This window comes from Bradyrhizobium sp. BRP56, from assembly GCF_020194035.1.
Classification (GTDB): domain Bacteria; phylum Pseudomonadota; class Alphaproteobacteria; order Rhizobiales; family Xanthobacteraceae; genus Bradyrhizobium; species Bradyrhizobium australafricanum.
In genome coordinates, this window is sequence record NZ_JADYVV010000017.1 from 46839 (window position 1) to 67085 (window position 20247).

General features: G+C 62.3%; 21 protein-coding genes and 1 tRNA gene. 18 read left to right on the plus strand and 4 right to left on the minus strand.

The annotated features are described in order from the left end of the window. Position 1 precedes the first annotated feature (1 nt). The 7 genes from I6F38_RS14500 (at position 2) to I6F38_RS14535 (ending at position 5284) form a co-directional block, all read left to right on the plus strand. The gene (locus tag I6F38_RS14500; protein WP_225160814.1) at positions 2-1177 is read left to right on the plus strand and encodes a GIY-YIG nuclease family protein; all 1176 of its coding nucleotides are present in this window, start codon (positions 2-4) and stop codon (positions 1175-1177) included. A 30-nt stretch (positions 1178-1207) separates the two neighbouring features. Then, complete coding sequence (locus I6F38_RS14505) at positions 1208-2014, plus strand: hypothetical protein (protein ID WP_225160815.1); 807 nt, start codon at positions 1208-1210, stop codon at positions 2012-2014. A 564-nt stretch (positions 2015-2578) separates the two neighbouring features. Next, complete coding sequence (locus tag I6F38_RS14515; protein ID WP_225160817.1) at positions 2579-3550, plus strand: helix-turn-helix domain-containing protein; 972 nt, start codon at positions 2579-2581, stop codon at positions 3548-3550. A gap of 143 nt (positions 3551-3693) precedes the next feature. Continuing rightward, positions 3694-4038, plus strand: coding sequence for a hypothetical protein (locus I6F38_RS14520; protein WP_225160818.1), 345 nt, complete (start codon positions 3694-3696; stop codon positions 4036-4038). Between the two features lie 368 nt (positions 4039-4406). Next, the gene (locus tag I6F38_RS14525) at positions 4407-4592 is read left to right on the plus strand and encodes a hypothetical protein (protein WP_225160819.1); all 186 of its coding nucleotides are present in this window, start codon (positions 4407-4409) and stop codon (positions 4590-4592) included. Continuing rightward, positions 4592-4984, plus strand: coding sequence for a hypothetical protein (locus I6F38_RS14530; RefSeq protein ID WP_225160820.1), 393 nt, complete (start codon positions 4592-4594; stop codon positions 4982-4984). The genes I6F38_RS14525 and I6F38_RS14530 overlap by 1 nt, the downstream gene beginning before the upstream one ends. A 12-nt stretch (positions 4985-4996) precedes the next feature. Beyond that, positions 4997-5284, plus strand: coding sequence for a hypothetical protein (locus I6F38_RS14535; protein WP_225160821.1), 288 nt, complete (start codon positions 4997-4999; stop codon positions 5282-5284). Positions 5285-5620: 336 nt separating this feature from the next. On the opposite strand, the gene I6F38_RS14540 is transcribed toward I6F38_RS14535, so the two are convergent. Further along, a complete protein-coding gene (locus tag I6F38_RS14540) occupies positions 5621-6316 on the minus strand; it encodes a recombinase family protein (RefSeq protein WP_225160822.1) in 696 nt (231 codons plus the stop codon). Positions 6317-6957: 641 nt separating this feature from the next. Between I6F38_RS14540 and I6F38_RS14545 the strand changes: the two genes are divergently transcribed. The 3 genes from I6F38_RS14545 (at position 6958) to I6F38_RS14555 (ending at position 10742) form a co-directional block, all read left to right on the plus strand. Then, the gene (locus I6F38_RS14545) at positions 6958-10095 is read left to right on the plus strand and encodes a phage tail tape measure protein (protein WP_225160823.1); all 3138 of its coding nucleotides are present in this window, start codon (positions 6958-6960) and stop codon (positions 10093-10095) included. Between the two features lie 162 nt (positions 10096-10257). Then, complete coding sequence (locus I6F38_RS14550) at positions 10258-10521, plus strand: hypothetical protein (protein ID WP_225160824.1); 264 nt, start codon at positions 10258-10260, stop codon at positions 10519-10521. Between the two features lie 77 nt (positions 10522-10598). Beyond that, on the plus strand, positions 10599-10742 hold the full coding sequence (locus I6F38_RS14555; RefSeq protein WP_225160825.1) for a hypothetical protein: 144 nt from the start codon (positions 10599-10601) through the stop codon (positions 10740-10742). 96 nt (positions 10743-10838) lie between these two features. Here the strand turns inward: I6F38_RS14555 and I6F38_RS14560 are convergent, their stop codons facing one another. Beyond that, positions 10839-12383, minus strand: coding sequence for a hypothetical protein (locus I6F38_RS14560; RefSeq protein ID WP_225160826.1), 1545 nt, complete (start codon positions 12381-12383; stop codon positions 10839-10841). Positions 12384-12600: 217 nt separating this feature from the next. Further along, a tRNA-Thr gene (locus tag I6F38_RS14565) sits at positions 12601-12675 on the minus strand. Between the two features lie 314 nt (positions 12676-12989). Here I6F38_RS14565 and I6F38_RS14570 point away from each other — a divergent pair. The 5 genes from I6F38_RS14570 to I6F38_RS14590 all read left to right on the plus strand — a co-directional run bounded on the left by I6F38_RS14570 (position 12990) and on the right by I6F38_RS14590 (position 17023). Then, positions 12990-13184 (plus strand): hypothetical protein, encoded by a 195-nt coding sequence (locus tag I6F38_RS14570; RefSeq protein WP_225160827.1) that lies wholly within the window; start codon positions 12990-12992, stop codon positions 13182-13184. A gap of 41 nt (positions 13185-13225) precedes the next feature. Further along, complete coding sequence (locus I6F38_RS14575; RefSeq protein ID WP_225160828.1) at positions 13226-14923, plus strand: cyclic nucleotide-binding domain-containing thioredoxin-disulfide reductase; 1698 nt, start codon at positions 13226-13228, stop codon at positions 14921-14923. 148 nt (positions 14924-15071) lie between these two features. Then, entirely contained in the window at positions 15072-15380 is a 309-nt protein-coding gene (locus I6F38_RS14580) for a UBP-type zinc finger domain-containing protein (protein ID WP_225160829.1), read from the plus strand. A 177-nt stretch (positions 15381-15557) separates the two neighbouring features. Next, the gene (locus I6F38_RS14585) at positions 15558-16058 is read left to right on the plus strand and encodes a hypothetical protein (protein ID WP_225160830.1); all 501 of its coding nucleotides are present in this window, start codon (positions 15558-15560) and stop codon (positions 16056-16058) included. Positions 16059-16198: 140 nt separating this feature from the next. After that, complete coding sequence (locus I6F38_RS14590; RefSeq protein WP_050382324.1) at positions 16199-17023, plus strand: alpha/beta hydrolase; 825 nt, start codon at positions 16199-16201, stop codon at positions 17021-17023. 288 nt (positions 17024-17311) lie between these two features. On the opposite strand, the gene I6F38_RS14595 is transcribed toward I6F38_RS14590, so the two are convergent. Further along, the gene (locus tag I6F38_RS14595; RefSeq protein ID WP_225160831.1) at positions 17312-17917 is read right to left on the minus strand and encodes a TetR family transcriptional regulator; all 606 of its coding nucleotides are present in this window, start codon (positions 17915-17917) and stop codon (positions 17312-17314) included. A 168-nt stretch (positions 17918-18085) separates the two neighbouring features. Between I6F38_RS14595 and I6F38_RS14600 the strand changes: the two genes are divergently transcribed. The 3 genes from I6F38_RS14600 (at position 18086) to I6F38_RS14610 (ending at position 20226) form a co-directional block, all read left to right on the plus strand. Beyond that, on the plus strand, positions 18086-19024 hold the full coding sequence (locus tag I6F38_RS14600; RefSeq protein WP_225160832.1) for an SDR family oxidoreductase: 939 nt from the start codon (positions 18086-18088) through the stop codon (positions 19022-19024). Between the two features lie 29 nt (positions 19025-19053). After that, positions 19054-19713, plus strand: coding sequence for an epimerase (locus I6F38_RS14605; protein ID WP_225160833.1), 660 nt, complete (start codon positions 19054-19056; stop codon positions 19711-19713). 84 nt (positions 19714-19797) lie between these two features. Then, positions 19798-20226: a DUF2948 family protein gene (locus I6F38_RS14610; RefSeq protein WP_225160834.1), complete on the plus strand. Its 429-nt coding sequence runs from the start codon at positions 19798-19800 to the stop codon at positions 20224-20226. Positions 20227-20247 lie beyond the last annotated feature (21 nt).

The window sequence follows — 20247 nt, forward strand, 5'->3', positions numbered from 1 at the left end:
CATGCCCAAGCCGACGCTGGATGATCTTTTGAGCGGTAGCGATCCGTTGCTGGATGTGAAGCCGGCAGCCATCAAAGCGGCTTCCAGCGAGCAGCAGCGGATTCTCGACACCTTCGTCGAAGTCAACAAGTTCATTGACCATCACAAGCGCAAGCCAGGCGATACTGAGAAGCCCTCCGTCTCCGAGCGGGCCTTGCGCATGAAGCTGAACGGCCTATTAAACGATCCGGCCGTCCACGACATGTTGTTGTCGCATGACCGGCACGCGCTGCTTCCGGTCACCCCGGTGAAGCAGCCGCAGACTCTCGATGAGATATTTGACGACGACCTGCTGAAGACGCCGCAAGACGACATCTTCGATCTCGTCCATGTTAAGCCAGCCGTTGCCAAGCCGGACGAGATCGCCGAGCGTCAACTGTGCGCCGAGTTCGATAAATTCAAGCCGTTGTTTGAGCAATGCGTCCGCGAAATGACGGATGGCAAGCGTAAAGCCATCCCGTTCGCTAACGAGCAGGAAATCCGCGCGGGGGAGTTCTTCATCCTGAACGGCGTGCTCGTTTACGTCGCGGAGGTGGGCGAGACACACATCCGCAACGGCAAGAAGAATGCGCGACTGCGACTCATTTTCGATAACGGAACCGAAGGCAACAACCTTTTACGTTCGCTTGCGACCGAGCTGTACAAAGACCCCAACGGCCGCCGGATCACCACCACCGACATGGGGCCGCTCTTTACGGACACGCCTGCTGCGGGCGACGCGCAGACGGGAATGATTTACGTAGTGAAGAGTCTTTCAGACGACCCGGAAATCCGCAGATTGGACGGCGCGCTTCACAAGATCGGCTTCACTTCTGGCAAGATGGAAATCCGCATTCAGAATGCCAAGGACGATCCAACGTTCCTGATGGCCCCCGTACATCCGGTGACGACTTACACCCTCTACAACATCGACCGCGTTAAGCTCGAACATTTGCTGCACGATTTCTTTGCATCCGCGCGGCTCGACATCGAGATCACGGACCGCTTTGGCCAGAAGGTACGGCCCCGTGAATGGTTCTTGGTGCCATCCTTCATTATTGGCGAGGCGGTTGCGCGATTGAAGGATGGGTCGATCGTCAATTATTCCTACGATCGTGATGCGGGTGCGCTCGTGCCAATCGCTATCAAAGGCGACTAACGATAGCGACAGTGTCTGCGCGAATGGCCTATGTCGATCGCGACTGCAAAGAGGATTGAAGTGTCGGAACTACAACGCTTCGCGAGCCTGATTACGGAAGTTCATGAGAGCGAGATTGCCGCCGACGTCACGCTTGGTGGTCGACTCCTTCTCGCGCAACAGCAGCCGCTGGCGATAAGTTATGCGCCCTTCGAGCATATTCAGCACGGCGCCCGGATTGCCATCGTCGGGATTACGCCGGGAGCCCAACAGGCCCGGAATGCGTTGGGCGAATTACGACGCCAACTCATTGCGGGTGCTGATCACGGAACCGCCCTTGGAGCAGCAAAGACGTTCGCGAGCTTTTCGGGGTCCATGAGAGCGAACCTAGTGGCGATGCTGGACTATATCGGGCTTGCGGGTTGGATGGGCTTGGGCAGCACGGCGGAGCTTTGGACGTCGCGGAGCGATCTCGTCCACTTCACCAGCGCCATCCGATATCCGGTCTTCATCAATGGCGAGAACTACAGCGGTTCGCCGTCGATGGTCACCACGCCGCTATTGCGGGAGGCAATACTTCAGTATCTCGCAGAGGAAGTGTTCGCGTTGCCGAATGCGGTGTGGGTTCCCTTGGGACCAAAGGTGAGCGAAGGACTCGCGTTGCTCGTTAAGCGTGGACTTCTCTCGCCAGATCGGCTGCTGATCGGTTTACCTCATCCGAGCGGAGCTAACGCTGAGCGGATATCCTACTTCCTTGGTCGGAAGGGCAGAGCGTCGTTATCGGCGAAGACGTCTTCAGACACGATCGATGCGCACCGGGCCGCACTCTTCGATTTAACTGGAAATCTGCCAAGATGATCCTAAGGGCCTATGGTCAGGGAACTACATCGCTCTTGGTGCTATCGAGCTTGCATCAGTGGAGGCGGGTGCACACCGGCTGCTCTGACGATTCAAACGCGCATCATTGTTGACTCAGCATCATTACGCCGGGCCGCTCGGCAGAGTGATCTCTGGTTCAAAATTTGACGTACGCGCAGGTTCGTGTTAGGCCTTGATCCATCATCGCTGTAATTTTTGATCGGAAGCCCCGCCGTAGGTGGGGCTTTTGTCGTCGACCTATCCGACGCCTCGGCAATCCCGCCGGGGCGTTTTTGTTTTTGGAGGAACTATGACTAACCGCCTTTTCTACGATCCCGATACCGCAAGGCCACATGTCGGCTTCAGGTTATCAGCGCACCAACTGGCTGCGCTGGATGAAGCGCGCCTGCACCTACGTCAGGGCAGGTCGGAGTTCGTGAGGCAGGCCATCGATGAGCGTTTGCAACGGCTCAAGGCCGCCGCGAAGTAAGCACCGCCATCAAACGAAAGCCCCAGCGCTGGAACGCCGGGGCTGAGAGAAATTGAAAATCTAGCAGAGTTCTTATGTCACGAAACAACGCGAAAATCAAATCTGAAGCGCCTATCCTCACTTCGCCGGAAGGCGTGAAGATACAGATCACTGCCGGCCGCAAGCTGCAAGTAATCCGGTCCTACGCTGAAGATCCCGAAATCACAGACGCCCAGTTCCGGGCGCTGGTCTGCATCACAGATCGCCTGAATGAGGGGCGCTCCGGAGATGAGAGTCGGTGGGGAAGCGCCTATCCGAATTACGAAACCCTCGCGAAGGATATCGCGAAGGACGAACGCGCCGCAAAGCGCATCATCAAGGAGCTGAAAACCGGCCGGCGTGAAATCCGCTCCAAGAGCGGGGAGCGGAAGCTCGTCCCATGCAAGGCAGTCCTGAACGTCAAGAGCACCAAGAAGGGCAAATCTGACGAGGTCAATGAGTACCGGCTGAAGAACTGGGGAGCGTTCGCTGTCGCACCTGCGGAGGGTGCGTTCACCGCACCCCCACAATCCGAGGAGGGTGCGTTCACCGGTCAGGAGGGGTGCGGTGACCTGTCAGAAGGGGTGCGGTCACATGTGCATGAGAGGCCGGTCACCGCACCCGACTCTTCTCAAGGACCCCGCTCAGAGACCCACCCCAAAGACCCGCCTCAATCAGCGCCCGCCTCCGGCGAGCGTGGGCCGGGTGTTGGTTCGGTTGATGATGATCGTCCGCGAACCGGGCCGGCGGACGAGAGCCTGCCGGACGATTGGCCTAAGGACTGGCGTGACCAGTTCTGGAAGGTCTGGCCAGAGCGAAAGTATGTGAAGAAGACCGAGGCCGAATTGATGTTGCTCGCCAAGGCCGGCCTCGGATTCGAATCCATCCTGATCGCCGCTCGCCGCTATGCGAGCGGGAAACCAAGGTACTGCCGGAACCCGGTCGAATGGTTGGACGATGAACCGTGGCGCGACAACAAGAGGCAACCGGTGAAGGCCAGACAGCAAGAGAGGGGGATGGCAATCTAACCATCCGCAAGTCGCCGCGAGTCAGATGACCGGCCTTAGCCATCACGGCAACCGGTCATCGTACCGCTGGCTACCCCATCAACATCGCCCATCACCACCCGCGCCGGCCGCCACTGGAGCGCGCTGGCCCAAGGTACTGCTACATGTCGACCACGACCATCGAACGATCAACCGGCAACGCGCCGGGCGCGGGCCGCCACCGCATCACTGTCCGCGAAGCTGATGACCGACATGGTCGGTTCGAAATCATGCTCCCGGGTGGGGCAACCCTGCCGGCTTCGCGCACGCCGCTGCTCGCCGCGGCTCGCTACTTGCTCAGTGAAGGTGTGAACCCTTCCGCCGTTGTCGAGATGCGTCACGCCGGCCGGCCTGACACCGTCGCCGCGTTCGGCAAGGTGGGCGCACTCGCAAAGGTCGACGTTCGGGAGGATCAAACGAGTGGACCGCGCTTCTGCAAGTGGCGACCCCCACCGCAAGACCGGGCCTAGAGGCTGCGGGTATCGATCGTGGGTGCGTTATTTTGCGATGGGGCTACCAGCTAGCCTTTGACGTGAAGCGCGCTCCACGGGACTGCTGCACGACATCCACCGCGATCGATCGCCGGACACGCGAGGGTCTGCCGACACGCCGGTCACACCATGCATAAAAGCGGATTTGCATTGTGACGATTTGTAACAAAAAGTGATAAATTCGGCCTTGACGTTTGGTGCGTATCGTGGCAGGAGATGCTCTAGATTGGCAGAACATTACATGAACGAACATTTGCCCGTTCGTGACCTGAAAAACCCTCGCCGCCATCATATACCCGCCCGCTGCATCTCCGCACGCGGGCTTTTCGCGTTTTGGAGACCTCTACATGAAACCAAAGTTTGATGCCCATGAACTTGTGACCAGTCCAATGAGACACGTCACGATGTTGTTGCCTGCCGTGCTGGTTGAACATATCGACCGGGCGGCACAGGTCGATGACCCGTCCGCGCCCAATCGTTCAAGCTGGTGCCGGCGCGCCCTGATCGCCGCTCTTCGCCGGGAGGCCGCGTGATGACCGTCGTCACAGTCAACGGGCAAGCAAACGCCGCCGTCGTCCTCAAGGGCCTGCTTCAACAGCACGGCTTGCCGGACCTCAGTCCGGAGGGAATTGACGCCCTGTCTGCTCGGTTCTCAACCGGCCTTGTGCTCGGTCACGGAGTCGTCTCGCACGATTGTAAGCCCCTGATCGATGAACTGCGAGCGCTCGCCGGTAATCCGGAGAACGCGCGGTTCTTCGCCAATCCAGTCAAGGCCGACAAGCCCGGCACGCTGACCGAACGCTACCGCGCAGAGATCGCGGCCAGCCAGAAGCAGGCCCGCATCACGGATGCTGCTCTGGCTCGATACACCGGCGTCACTCGCCAGCACATGGAAGAACGGCAGCGCGCTGCACAAGAAAAGTAAGGAAATCGACAAATGAAACGACCTGGAATCATCGCCCGCCAGACCGCCGCCCGGCTGAAGGGGGAGCTGTATCAAGTTGACGACGGTGTCAGGGCCGCCCGCAGTGTGGCTCTGACCCTATTCGATCTCCGCCACCGCAAGGCCGTGGCTGACCAGCGAGTCGAAAAGGCACGGGACCGGCTCGAATCGGTTGACGTGTTCGCGTTGCGGGCTGAGTTGGAAGCGGCACTTGCGGAACAGGCCGAAATCGAAGCAAAGCTGTCTGAGCTGCGAGGTGATAACGTCCTGATGGCTGGCTAGATCATGTAGGTTCGAACGGCGGTTCAGCTCACTCTCTCCAGAGGCTGCCGTTCGCATAGGGAGGCGTGGCGTAGGCCGATGCTGAGACTTACGAAATTGCACGCCCTCGTGATGGCTCTCGCCGTCGTCGCGCCTCCCGCCCTTGCTGGCCCCTACTGCATACCCGCTCACGGTCGCAACCAGATCGCCAAAGCCGGCAGCGTGTGCCCGGTCGGGTATCTGGCGTCGGGACCGTGCTGCATCGCGCTCCATGCGGACACGCCACGCGCCTTTGCCCGTCTGCCCGGCCGATCGTGTCCAACCGGAACATTCACCAGCGCTGGAGAATATTGCGTGTCACTGCGGTAGCCGCGCCAACACGCGCTGCACCTGCACCGCCTGCCACTTGCCGTTGCCGAGCGCGGTGGGAATGCCGGCCTCGTTCAAGGCATCTGCAATCGCCCGCAAAGACGTGGCGCCGTCCGCCTGTAGCTTACGGATCGTCGGGCCGATATCTGCCGCATGTTTCGTGGTGCGCTCCGACAGGGCCTTCCGCGAGGCTTCCTGCATCTTCGCACCGGGGACAACGCCGCGGTTGCCGCCAAGCTTCTTCCCCCGGCGCTTGGCCGCTGCCAGTGCCGCCTTGGTGCGGGCTGAGATCATGCCGGCTTCCAACTCCGCCACTGCCACCATCTGCTGAAGAAGGAAACGGCCGGTAGCGCCTTCGATCACAGGCAGATCGGCGAACCGAACGTCAACGCCAGCCTCAAGCAGGCGGGACAGGAAGGCCACCGAGCGCGTAAGGCGGTCAACCTTGGAGACGACCAACGCAGCCCGATGCAGTCGCGCCGCGGCCAGTGCCTGCTCCAGCGCTGGCCGGTCAGATCGCTTACCCGACTCCACCTCGGTGAACTCGGCAACGATCGTCCAGTCGCCACTGTTGAGATACGCCGCAACCGCCGCGCGTTGGGCCTCGATGCCGAGACCAGACTTGCCCTGCTTGCCGGTGGAAACCTGGTAGTAGGTGACGAACTTCCCGTTGTGCTGTGCCATGTGCCGCCTGTTACGAATACTTCAACGTCCGTTGACGTATCTGTAACGGGCAGGATGCGCCTTGGTCAACTGAAATCTTCCATGGAGCGACGGTCGGGAGACCGAAGCCAGCCTGCCCAGTTCCAAGTCGTCTGGTGTCTCTTGATGAAGGCCTCAGCCAACGGCCAGCCGCTCGCGCCTTCTAGTTCAGGCGGCGGAGCTTCCTGATAATCGCCCGCAAGTCCTCTGCGTACTCTTGGATCGTCCGCAGCATCTCTTCCGAGGGCGAAGGCTCTGGCGTTGGCAGTGCTCTGGTCTGGACTGGTTGCGGCTGGCGTTCCATGCCTCAACGTCAGCGATGAGTGACCAAAGAACGTTGATCTAGGTCAACAGAATAAGGATGGCTTGCATCCTTATGACGTTGCACCATCGTCACCAACGTCATCGCCGCCTGCAACGCAGCGAAGGTTTCCCAGCGGTCGCAAGCGCGGGGGTGGAGGGCCGAATTTTTTTATGCGGCATGCCCCTCGGTTGGGCAACCCCTTCCTACTAGCGAGCAACAAAAGGGTCCTTTCTCGGACCCCACCCACCAAGAAAAAGACCCGCCCCCTTTCGGGTGGTCATCGTCCGCGCGGCTCGACTGCGCCAACAACAAGAGAAACATGTCAGAGATCATCAGCGTCCACGCATCATTGACCGCGACCGACAGCGCGAGCCCCGTCATCGCCGGCCTTCTCCGGAACGTTCGCAAGCTTGAGGCCGCAGTTAAGTCAATCAACGGCGTCTCAGCATCCAAGCTGTTTCCCGACAGTGTCGCGCCTGGCCTACAGAAGATCACCGACGACGCTCGCAAGGCTGCGTCGACCTATCGCACTGAATGGAAGTCGGCCTATGCAGACAGCCTGCGTGACGCGCGGGCGTTCCATCGTGAGCTGGACCGCCTCGACCGGCAGACCTTCAATCGGCGGCAGGCTGAGCAACGCGCCGTCAGTCGTGGTGCCTTCTCCGGCGGCCGTGGCGCGCTCCCCCGTGGCATTTCGCCAACCACCACGCTCATCTCAGGCGGCATCACCATCTCCGGCGTCGCGTCCGCCTTCAAGCGACGGATGGAAGCCGACGTCGCCGAGACCAAAGCGCAAATCTTCGGCGGGCTGTCGCAGGCTGAGGTGAAGCGGCTTCGTGGTGACTGGTCGGACCAAGTCGCGATCAGGTTCGGCGAGTCCGCCGCCGCTGTGCTGGACAGCTACACCGAGGCGCTCAAGCAGGGCTTCGACGCATCGGCCGCAAAAAAGGTCACAGAGAACGCCTTGGAAGCGTCGTCGGCGCTCGAAATGAATATCGGCGAGCTGATGAAGCTGGCCGGTAAGACCGCAACCAGTCTCTACGGCAACGTCCGGAACGCCGATCCTGCCCGCGTAGCGCGCATGATGACCTCGGTCGCCGTGGCCGCTGCCGCGACCGCCGCAGACCCGAACGAGTTAGTAGAGGCGAACAAGCGTGCGCTGTCCGCCTTGAGCACCACGAAGATCAAAGAAACCGACCTGTCCGCGTTCACGTCGGTCGGTATCTCGGCAGGCCTCCAGCCGAACAAGGCCGGCACGTTCCTAGGCTTCCTGACCTCCGAATTTGCGAACGCCGGCAACGCTCGCGGACAACGCGCGAAGGATCTGGATCAAGCTGCACGAATGATCGGGTACGGCGGCCGGTCGCAGATGGCTCAGCGCATGGCATCTGCACCGACTGAGTTCATGTTGAACATGTTCGAGAAGATGCGGAACATGACCGAGCAGAGCCGCGCGAAGTTTGCAAACTTGGCCGGCATGCGCGAGTGGCGCGATGAACTCGTTCAGATGGCCAAGGCCGGCGCTCAAATCCGTGAGACGCTGAAGGAGATCGACGAAAAGAGTAGCGCCGCGTCCGCGTTCTCAGCGACGAAGCTGAACTCGCTTCAGAAGCGCTGGGATAGGATCAAGGCCATGTTTGGCCTCGCCTGGGAGAAATTCGGGAGCGGCTTTGAGCAGAGCTTCATTGAGGTATCCGATTGGTTCGATCGGCATACCGGCATCTTCACCTCAGGCAAGATCGGGGAGAAGTCGCGGGAGTTTGTCGAGCGGCTGAAGAAGGCCTTTGGCGTCGCCAACATGGGCGAAGCTCTCGACAAGATCGCTGCGAAAATATCGTCGATCGACGTAGACAAGATTATCGGATTTGCGTCGGGCTTCGTGGGTGGGCTCAAGTCAGTCTCTGATACCGTCATTACCATGTTGAAAGGCGCCGCCACCGCCATGGGCAAGGATGGCAACAGCGCGGAAGTCCTCGGGAAGTTGGCCGGCCAGATCGTTGCGTTGTCCGTCGCACTTGGACTGCTTGCCCCTGTCATCGCGGTGCTCTCTGGCTTTGCGAACATCGTCAGCCGCATCGCCGGCCTGCTCACTGGCCGGGCGTTGCTTGGGGCCGCCACCGCTAACCCTGTCGGAACTGCCGCGTTGCTGGCTTGGCTTCTGGCGAAGAACAACGATGCCGGCATGCCCGACACTTCGAAGCGACAGAGGAAGCCGGATGGCCGACTCGAGTCGGTGCAGGAATGGCGTGACCGTCAACGCGAACACAAGAGGCAACTGTATCAGAAGCAGTCCGGCGAGGGCTTCAACCCTGCCGACGTCCATCCGATGAGCTACATCGGAAACAAGCTCGATAACCTTGGCGGCAAGATCGAGCGAACTTCGTTCATGGGCATCACGGACCTCAGCTCCCGCAATCGTAACGGCGGGCTCTCCTACGCCTATCAGGGAGCTGGATCGTCCGGCGCTGGTGGTGGCGGCGGCGGAATGGGGCGGCTCCTCAGCGGCGTCGGCACTCCCGATGCCCTGATCAAGGGCGCTACGCCGGGCGGTCAGCTTCCCAACTTCGGTGCTGGTTCGGGCGGCATCATCCGGCGCGGCGGCAAGGTCGGCATGGGCTACAGCACGCCAGATGTGGGTACGAATATTCCCGCTGGTGGCGTTGGTGATACGAGCACTGGAATGGGCCTCAGCGGAAACGCTTACTTGGCCGCACGGCGCAAGCGCTTCGATGACGAGATGAAGAGCGATCCCACGCTGAAGCGGGACATCGCAGCTATGCAGCTCACCGAGGGTGCAAGCGGCGGCGGTACCGTCGAAAGCCTCTACAACCGCGCCGACATGATGGGCTGGTCACTTCGAAAGACCCTCGGCTATTTCGCCGATGGTTCGCAGAGCGTCGACAACAGGGGCCGGAGGAACAGCTTCTACGGCCCGATCCGTCGAGGGGAGTTGCCGGCAGCCATCGCGAAGCTCAATGCCAATCCGAAGCTACGAGCAAAGTATGACGCTTACACCGACGCGGCTCTGCGAGGCAGTCACAAGATCGGCGGGTTCACCGATCAGGGATTGCCGACCGATCCGAACGGAACCGTTACTCGCCGCAGAAAGGGACTTCCCGCCCTTCCGACAGTCAACTTCGGAGGGAACGAGTTCACTGAATGGGGTGGAACGAAGCGGTCGCGTGACTATCGCCTCATGATCGAGAAGGGAATCGCCGGAAGCGGCGACTCGCCGATCAAAGGCGTCCCGTCGCCTGCCGAAGCGGTCAAGAACGTCCCTGCAGCTCCGACGTCTGGCGTCCCGTTGAGGGGCGACTTCGGCTCTCGCGGCAGCAATGTCGCGATCCACATCAACGGCAACAGCCACGATCCGGAAGCCCTCGCAACGCTGGTCCAGCGCCGCGTCGACGAGTCGATGAACTGGCGCACTCACGACAGCGAGTCCGAATACACCTAGCTGCTAACCCGGTCCTACGGGGCCGGGAGGGAGAGTCATCATTGTGAGGCGGATGTACCCTCGCCTTGATGGCTCTCTCATTTGCATTCGGGCAAACGCACCGGTCTTGAATGCGCATGAGACCTTAATCACAGTGTCTCCGGTCAACACGCGAGAGGACTGATGAAGAAGACATATCGAGACTACGTCACCGAATTTTGCAACGGGAAGACTGTTGCACGGCCCATGGATGGAGACCAGTTTGAGATGAGATCAATCTACCCTCCGCGCCTTTACGCGGCCATCGATGCACTCCACGCCGCGTTGGAGCAAATCCCGGCCGTCTCCGTTGCTGAGATCACCGGGCCGCGTTGGCTGAGGGAATGGCTGATGCGCCCCACCGACGTGATTGACATTGATGATGCCTACCGGCGGGGGGCTTGCTGATGCCACACCCAATGCAGGTTGCTGGCTCGGCCTTCAAGGCCGTATAATCTGCGATGGTATCCACTAGGGGGCTTTCTATGGACTCCCAGCCAATCAGCCGGGCGCGCCTCGGCGCGCGTCTTGTCGTCAACATGATCCTCGCGCCGGCTGCCCTTCTCATCGCCGTTGTTGGCGTGATTTGGCTTCTCGGCGCCGTCGGGATCATCAACGTCAACGGTTGAGGATGAAATCCTCATAATTGAGGCGGCTGATTGTTGCCGGTTACTTCTTTGCCATCCCGCCATCCGAACGGGAGCGGAATGACGCCAACCACGCGCTCAACTCTGAACCGCAACTCGACTTTGCTCGGAGGCCGGATCAGCCCGGCCGATTACAATCCGGGGAATAGCGGCAACCACGCGGGCCATAGCAATCACTGTCACGTCACCGTAATCCTCGCCAGAGGTTCGCGCCGCGTGACCTTGGATGCAATCGACGACTCGGTGATCCAGCCCAAGGTTGCGGGCAATAGTTTTGAGGCGGTGCCGCCAGCCGTGGTTAGGCTGGACGCGCTTGTCGGTTACGATCGTTCGAACGAAATCCAGCACACGCTTGTAGCTGCCTTTCGCGAACAGCGGCCCTTCATCAGAGTCTTCAACGAAGCGGAGTAAGCCGAGATCGATCAGATGCTGGTGCACGGGCACGATCCGATACGAGCCTGACTTGATGCTGCCGGCGGCCGGATTGAAATCGAAGACATGATGCTTGGAGTCTTTCCGGACATCCTCTTTGCGAAGTTGCAGAGCCTCAGCGATCCGGCAGCCGGTGTAACACGCGATGAGCGGACCCCATCGTTTTGCGGCGGCAGTCCTGGCATCCTCTTTCGGCTTCCGCACGTAGCCAAGGCAAGCGGCGAAGATCGCCTTGGCTTCTTCATCCGTGAAGCCCTTCGATCGGGTGCGGATTTTCTTTTCCGCTTTGAGCTTGATCGCATCGGCCGGATTTTTGGCCAGCTTGCGATTGTCAACACCCCAGCCGAATACGGACCTGATCCCCGGTAGATCGCCATCCTTCAAGGTCTTGACGCTTACGACCTTGAGACGCGCATCCTTGTACGCGAGCATATCCGTGTCAGTCACGCGGCCTGCATCGTCATGCCCAAGGTGTTTCACCAGCCGGTCTATGGCGCCCTTGTAAGCGTCATGAGTACTTTGACTCCGTCCCGTAGCCTTGGCTTCCGCCCACCAGCGATCGAACAGGCCTGTGATTGTCTGTCTCGGCTTGACCGCCGTTACGCTCTCGATCGCTGGGAAGCGTTGCGCCTTTGGATCAGGCGTGTAGTCGCCTTCCGCGTTGCGACGTAGCTGCCAGCCAGCATCAAGGCTGGCCGTCCCAACAAGGCGCAGGAAGCGGCGCCGATCATTCGGGTTTAGATGGATGCGGTGGCGGATCAGGACCCAATCCGCAAGAAGCCCGAACCGATCTTCGATCGCGTCATGCTGATCGGCGGGCAAGGCGTTCACAGCGGCACTCAGATCACCAGTCCCGAACAAATCAATGGCAGTGTTCGCCTCGTTCGGCATCAACGCGGCTGGTGGTGGATTCTTGATGCGACCCTCAAGCGCCGCGCGACTGAGCGCCTTGTGATACATCCATGCGTCGGGTTCGCCCGGGTTGTCGCGGTGAATTTCCTGATAGAGCCGGTACGTCTCACCGCTCAGCGCGACCATGTCTTTGTGACTGAGGCTGACGGGGGCCGCCTCGGTCAACTCAAACAGCCGGCGAAGATGATCTAGAGCGTTTGCCTGTCGCGCCTCCGCGACAGTCGCGTCGTCTGTTTCGAGGCTGAAGGCGATGTCACTTCCGATCGTCACCGTCTTCACGCACGGATAATCGTGAGGGGTAGCGATGCTGAGCAGAACGCGCTTGCCGCGTAGCCGATCTACGATCTTAGCAGGTACACGAATTCGGAACTGAGGGACGTTGGAGCGGGCTCGTTTGGACATTGAGAATTTCAAGGAAACCATGGTTCTGTGTGGCACTTTTGTGTGGCACTCAGGACCGAATTTCTAATAAAATCAATGTATCCAATAGGATGGATGGTGCTGCCAGACAGGATTGAACTGTCGACCTCTCCATTACCAATGGAGTGCTCTACCACTGAGCTACGGCAGCATGCCCGGGAAAAATTGAATCGGCCCCGAGGGCCCGTCCAAGCGGGCGGTTCTTGCCACAGGCCTCCCTTTGGCGCAAGCGAAACAGCGCCCCTGTCGCCCTTGAAATCGGCAGAAATCGACCGCCTCGCCGATGATTCCGGCCAAACTGGCCGATTTCGGCCGGATTGGGTTCCCGATTGCGCCGAAACTATCCCGATCCGCGCTTGCCGCAGAATCATATCGCCGCAACTGGCCGACCGGGCAGGGTGCGCGGGCATCCGCCATTGGCTATGCTCGCCTCGGGCAGGGCGGCGGCGGTTCGAGAGTTTTGCAATGACAGGCGACCAGGACAGAGGCGGCGGGCAGGCCGGAGCCCGCGTGAAGGATTCACGACAGGATCGTCTCAAGCTCGCGCTGCGCGAAAACCTGAAGCGGCGGAAATCGCAGGCGCGCGGTCGCGAGGATGTGGCTTCCGAACCAGCCGATGGCTCGCTAGATGACGCCGGCGGAAACGAGCCGCGCCGTTAACCCGGTTCGTGCGCATTGTCATAAGGAAGCGGGTCGCCGAGATGGCTGTAGATGAGACGACGATCGATCGGCTGAGCGCAACCGCCTACGCCTTCCCGCGCCATGAGCAGACCTTTCCGACCCTGACCGCGCACGAGATCGAGCGGATGCGCCGCTTCGGCGAGCCGCGCGCATACCAGGACGGCGAGGCGCTGTTCGAGACCGGCAAGCCCGGGCCGGGCATGTTCGTGGTGCTGTCGGGCAATGTCTCGATCACCCAGCGCGACGGCCTCGGCCATGTCGCGCCGATCATCGACCAGGGACCGGGCCAGTTTCTCGCCGAGATCGGCCAGCTCTCCGGCCGCCCGGCGCTGGTCGACGGCCATGCCGATGGGGTGGTCGAGACGCTGCTGCTGCCGCCCGACCGGCTGCGCGCGCTCTTGGTTGCGGAGGCCGATCTCGGCGAGCGCATCATGCGCGCGCTGATCCTGCGCCGCGTCAGCCTGATCCAGGGCGGCGCCGGCGGGCCGGTGCTGATCGGCCCCGCCTCGGTCGGCAACATGGCGTCGCTGCAGAATTTCTTGGCGCGCAACGGCCAGCCGCACCACCTCCTCGACCCCGAGACCGACAAGGATGCCGCCGACCTCGTCGCGCGCTATTCGCCGACGCGCGCCGAGCTGCCGCTGGTGGTCTGTCCCAACGGCACGGTGCTGCGCAATCCGTCCGAGACCGCGCTTGCGATGGCGCTCGGCATGATCGGCAACAGCGCGCATGAAAAACTCTACGATGTCGCCGTGGTCGGCAGCGGCCCGGCCGGGCTTGCCACCGCGGTCTATGCGGCGTCGGAAGGCCTGTCGGTTGCGGTGTTCGATTCCCGCGCCTTCGGCGGCCAGGCCGGAGCCAGCATGCGCATCGAAAACTATCTGGGCTTTCCGACCGGCATCTCCGGCCAGGCGCTGGCCGGGCGCGCCTTCAACCAGGCGCAGAAATTCGGCGCCGAGATGCTGATCCCGGTCTCGATCAAATCGCTCGATTGCACGAAAGCGTCCGGCGCATTCGTGCTCGACACCGCCTGCGGGCATACGCTGCGCGCGAAATCCGTTGTGGTCGCCAGCGGGGCGCGCTATCGCCGGCCCGAGATCGACAATCTCGATGCGTTTGAAGGCCGCGGCGTCTGGTATTGGGCCTCGCCGATCGAGGCCCGGCTCTGCGCCAACCAGGATGTCGTGCTGGTCGGCGGCGGCAACTCCGCGGGGCAGGCGGCGGTGTTCCTGTCGGCGCATGCCCGCAAGGTCAACATGATGATCCGCGGCGGCGGGCTCGGAGCCAGCATGTCGCGCTATTTGATCGAGCGCATCGAGGCGACGCCGAACATCGAACTGATGTTCAACACCGAGGTGATCGGGCTCGACGGCGCGGAGACGCTGCAGCGGGTGCGCTGGCGCAGCCGGCTCGCGCCCGACGAGTTCACCATGGATATCCGCAATCTCTTTTTGTTTGTCGGCGCCGATCCGGCGACCGGCTGGCTCGAGGGCTGCGGCGTGCAGGTCGACCGCGGTGGCTTCGTGATGACCGGCGTGCAGACCGGCGAAGGCGCGCGCGCCGTGCCGCTGCTCGAGACCACGGTGCCCGGTGTGTTCGCGGTCGGCGACGTCCGCTCCGGATCAGTCAAGCGCGTCGGCGGCGCGATCGGCGAAGGCGCGCAGGTGGTGGCCGCGCTGCACGGCTATCTCGCTGACGCGGGCAGTCCGACGCTGTAGCTTTTCCTCCGTCATCCTGAGGAGCCGCGAAGCGGCGTCTCGAAGGATGAATCGGCCACAATGCGGGCCGTGCATCCTTCGAGGCTCGCTCCGCTCGCACCTCAGGATGACGGTTCAAAAAGAGCTCACTTCATATACGAGGTCGCAAATGACAAAAGGCTGCACCCATATCGCCGGCATCCAGGATGTCACGCCGAGCGCGCTCGGCTGCGAGGAATGCCTGAAGAGCGGCAGCCGCTGGCTGCATTTGCGCATCTGCCGCACTTGCGGCCATGTCGGCTGCTGCGACGATTCGCCGAACCGGCATGCGACGGCGCATTTCCACGCCACCGGCCATCCCGTGATCGAGGGCTACGATCCGCCGGAAAGCTGGGGCTGGTGCTATGTCGACGAGGTGCTGTTCGACCTGTCGAAGCGCAAGACACCGCATAACGGACCGATCCCGCGCTATTATTGATGAGGCTTCTTACACGGCGCACGTGCCGCATCGTGTGACATGCGTGCGAAAATTTTCAGCAGCCGCCGGCGCCGGCAATTTTTGATGAGATGTCGGCCGTCCTGCCATCGAAGCATGTAGCAATTTTCCGTCACGCATCGTAACCTCGCACGCGGGTCTCAACGGGGAGTGCGCCACATGACGACATTGGTGCTTGTGCACGTCATTATCAGCCTGATTGCAATCGTCGCCGGTGTGCTCGTGATGTTCGGCCTGCTCGGCTCGCGCGCGATGCCGGGGCTGACCGCGATCTTCCTCCTGTTCACGATCCTGACCAGCGCCACCGGATTCGTGATCCCGCCGCTGGTGACCGAGAAGCTGCTGCCCTCCCACATCATCGGCGGGCTTTCGCTGGTGTTGCTCGCGATTGCCTGCATTGCGCTCTATGCGATGCAGCTCAAGGGCGCCTGGCGTCCGATCTATATCGTGACCGCGATGGTCTCGCTCTATCTCAACGTCTTCGTGCTGGTCATCCAGAGCTTCCTCAAGGTGCCGGCGTTGCAGGCGCTGGCGCCGGCCGTGCCGCCGAACCCGCCATCCGGGCCGGTCTTTGCCGTGGTGCAGGGCATCGTGCTGGTGTTCTTCGTCCTGGTGACCATCGGTGCCTGGCGCCGGTTCAGGCCGGTCACGTTTGCCTGATCCGGGGCGTATGACCTCATTTCGTTGCGACGCGCAGCATAGAAGATGAGATGCGGTGGTGTGTCCGCGATGCGCCGTCGCCCAAGGTTCGTTCACGCCTGGCGTGTCCGGAATGACGATCAGCTGAAGGAGTGTTTCCAATGCCCACCATCACCACCAAAGACGGCGTCGAGATTTTCTACAAGGATTGGGGCTCGGGCCAGCCGATCGTGTTCAGCCATGGCTGGCCGCTGTCGTCGGACGACTGGGACGCGCAGATGCTGTTCTTCGTGGGGCACGGCTTTCGCGTCGTCGCCCATGACCGCCGCGGCCACGGCCGCTCCGCCCAGGTCGCCGACGGTCATGACATGGATCACTATGCCGACGACCTCGCTTCCGTCACCGCGCATCTCGATCTGAAGAACGCCGTCCATGTCGGCCATTCCACCGGCGGCGGCGAGGTGGTGCACTACATCGCCCGCCACGGCGAGAGCCGGGTGGCGAAGGCTGCGATCCTGAGCGCGGTGCCGCCGTTGATGGTGCAGACGGCGAATAATCCCGGCGGCCTGCCGAAGTCGGTATTCGACGGACTGCAGGCCCAGCTCGCCGCCAACCGCTCGCAATTCTACCGCGACCTGCCGGCCGGGCCGTTCTACGGCTACAACCGGCCCGGCGCAAAACCGTCGGAAGCCGTGATCCAGAACTGGTGGCGGCAGGGCATGATGGGCGGCGCCAAGGCGCATTACGACGGCATCGTCGCGTTCTCGCAGACGGATTTCACGGAGGATCTGAAGAAGATCAACGTGCCGGTACTGGTGATGCATGGCGACGACGACCAGATCGTGCCCTACGCCGACTCCGCACCGCTCTCGGCCAAGCTTCTGAAGAACGGCACGCTGAAGACCTACAAGGGCTTTCCGCACGGCATGCCGACCACCGAAGCCGAGACGATCAACGCCGACCTGCTGGCGTTCATCAAGGGCTGAAGGTGAGAGAGGCTGTGCTCTGCGCCGCGCGTCTCAACATTGCGCAGCCTCAATCCACCTCACCCGGTGGCTTACTCCTCTCCCCACAAGGGGCAGGGCAATCGCATATGGAATGAACCGATTCTTCCGCGCCGTCATGCCCGGGACAAGCCCGGGCATGACGAGTTTGTGGGAACTCCGATTACCTCAAACGGCCATATGCGATTGCCCTACCACAAGGGGGGAGGAGTCCGAAGCATGTGCTCGCCTTACGAGGACTATGTTTCGGAAGCGCCGTGATCGGCTGGCTCACTCGAAAATCGCGCGGATCGCTGCGAACAGGCGCTTGGCGACCAGGTCCGGCTTCTCGCGGGCGCCATCGTCGGCCCAGAGCTCGCTGCCGACGCGCATCGCGCCGGTCGTGATCATTGCGACCAGCCGGGCTTTCATCCGGTCGTTCTTGTGGTTGGCGCGCTTGAGCAACGCGTTGGCGAGCTCACGCTCAAGCCTTTCATATTTGGCCTGATCGCGCGCCTGCAGCGCTGGATTGTCGCGCTTCAGCCGCGCCAGCGCGACCGCCTCGCGCGGGTCGATCTGCTTGACCATGTCGGCGATGGCGTTCTCGGCGGCCTGCAGCATGGATTCAGTGGCCGGGCGCGCCGCAACGGCTGCGATCAGTGCCGCGGTACCGTCCTCCTGCCAGGCCAGCACCACGTCTTCCTTCGAGGCGAAATAGTGAAAGAAGGTGCGGCGCGAGACGTCGGCGGCGGCGACGATGTCGTCGAGCGTGGTCGCCTCGAAGCCGCGCCCGAGAAACAGCATCATCGCCGCCTTGGTCAGCCGTTCCCGGGTCTCTTGCCGCTTGCGCGCGCGCAGGCCCGCCGCCGGCGGCGCCGGATTCGCTTTGGATTGCATCGACTTGACCGGTCTCTTGGCCGATTTCCTGGCCGGTTTGCGCGCGGGCGCCGGACGTTGCAATTTTTCACCCCTTGCAAAAATGCACTTAGTGCACATTTCGTCGGTGCGGCTGGACCCGCAAGAACCCGACGAGAAACCCGAATCGTGTCGCAAGGAGATATAAGCATGACCGGCTGGAGCACTGCAGACATTCCGCGGCAGGGCGGCAGGACCGCCGTGATCACGGGCGCAACCGGCGGGCTCGGCTACGAGACCGCGCTGGAACTGGCGCGCGCCGGCGCCAATGTCGTGCTCACCGGCCGCAACGGCGCCAAGGGGCAGGACGCGCTGGCGCGGATCCGCGCGCAGCTTCCCGATGCCGCGGTGACCTATGAAACGCTCGACCTCGCGAACCTCGCATCGGTCGCCGATTTCGCCGGGCGATTCGCCGCCACGCATACCGCGCTCGATCTCCTGATCAACAATGCCGCGGTGATGTCGCTGCCGAAGCGGCAGGTCACCGCTGACGAGTTCGAGATGCAGTTCGGCACCAACTATCTCGGCCACTATGCGTTGACCGCGCTGCTGTTGCCGCAGCTCCGCCGCGGCCACAACACCCGCGTCGTCAATCTTTCCAGCCTTGCGCATCGCTCCGGCGTCATCAATTTCGACGATCTGCAGGCCCGCCGTTCCTACGCGCCGTGGCGCGCCTACTGTCAGTCGAAGCTTGCGATGCTGATGTTCGCGCTCGAATTGCAGCGTCGCAGTGCGATCAACGGCTGGGGACTGATGAGCAATGCCGCGCATCCCGGCTACGCGCGCACCGAGCTGATCCCGAACGGTCCCGGCACCGACAGCCTGTCGTGGCGGTTCGGTCGATATTTGCAGCCGATCATGAGCCACTCCGCGGCGGCGGGCGCGTTGCCGACGCTGTTCGCGGCGACCTCCGCTGCGGCCCAGCCGGGCGGCTATTACGGCCCCAACGGGTTTTACGAGTTGAAGGGCCCACCTGCGCCGGCGCGCATCATGCCGCACGCCAGGGACGCCGCGGTAGCGGAGCGGCTATGGGATATCTCGGCTGCGCTGACCGGTGTATCGTTTGATCAGGTCGCAACCGCCGCCTGAACGGATCGGGCGGCAGCGGGGCAATCGAGATGAAGGTCATCCTGTTCGGCGCGACCGGCATGGTCGGGCAGGGCGTGCTGCGCGAATGCCTGCTCGATCCCGCTGTCGAGCGCGTGCTCGCGGTTGGGCGCAGCCCGACCGGGCAGCGCGATGCCAAGCTTGTCGAGTTGATCCACGACAATTTCGTCGATTACAGCGCGATCGAACCGCAGCTTGCCGGCTACGACGCCTGCTTCTTCTGCCTCGGCGTCTCCTCGATCGGCATGGACGAGGCACGCTACCGCCATCTCACCTACGACATCACGCTGGCCGCGGCGACGGTGCTGGCGCGGCTCAATCCCGGCATGGTGTTCACCTATGTCACGGGGCGCAGCACCGATTCCACCGAGCGCGGCCCGTTGATGTGGGCGCGGGTGAAGGGCAAGACCGAGAACGATCTGCTCAAGCTGCCGTTCAAGGCCGCCTACATGTTCCGGCCCGCCGGGATCCAGCCGCTGCATGGCGTCCGCTCCAAGACCGGCTGGGTGCAGGCGATCTATCTCGCGACCTCGCCGCTGCTTTCCTTTCTGGTGCGGGTCGCCCCGAGCTACATGACGACGTCGGAACAGCTCGGCCGCGCCATGCTGAAGGTCGCCCGCGACGGCTACCCCAGGCCGGTGCTGGAGAGCGAGGACATCAATCGCCTCTGAAGTGTGGTGGGCCGGTTCCCTCGAGCGGCGATTTCGCCAGGTCTCTTGGTACCTCCCGGGCCGCGAGGCGTTATAACCACCGTCATGTCCCCACCCGCGCCGCTGAAGCTGATCGCCCTCGATGCCGATGACCTCGCGGTCATCTCGACCCATGTGCAGGACGCCCACGTCCAGCCCTCCGACATCGTCTGGCGCCAGGACGAGAAGCGGCTCGTGGTCGGCCTGAACCGGCTGGACTGGGAGCAGACCCTGTCGGGCGGCACCTGCTCGCGGCGGCTGATCGCCGCGCTCAGGTTCGACCGGGTGCTGGCATGCAAGTCGCGCAATATCGACCTGGAGGCCCCGGACGCCACCCTGGAACTGCTCGGGATCGAGTTCTATGCCTCCGACCCGCCGGGCGGCAGCGCGCTCCTGATGTTCGGCCATGGCGGGGCGCTGCGGCTGGATGTCGAGTGCCTGGAGTGCGAATTGACTGATCTGGGCATCGACGATCTCGGCGTGGCGCCGGGGTGATTGGGCACGTCATTCCGGGGC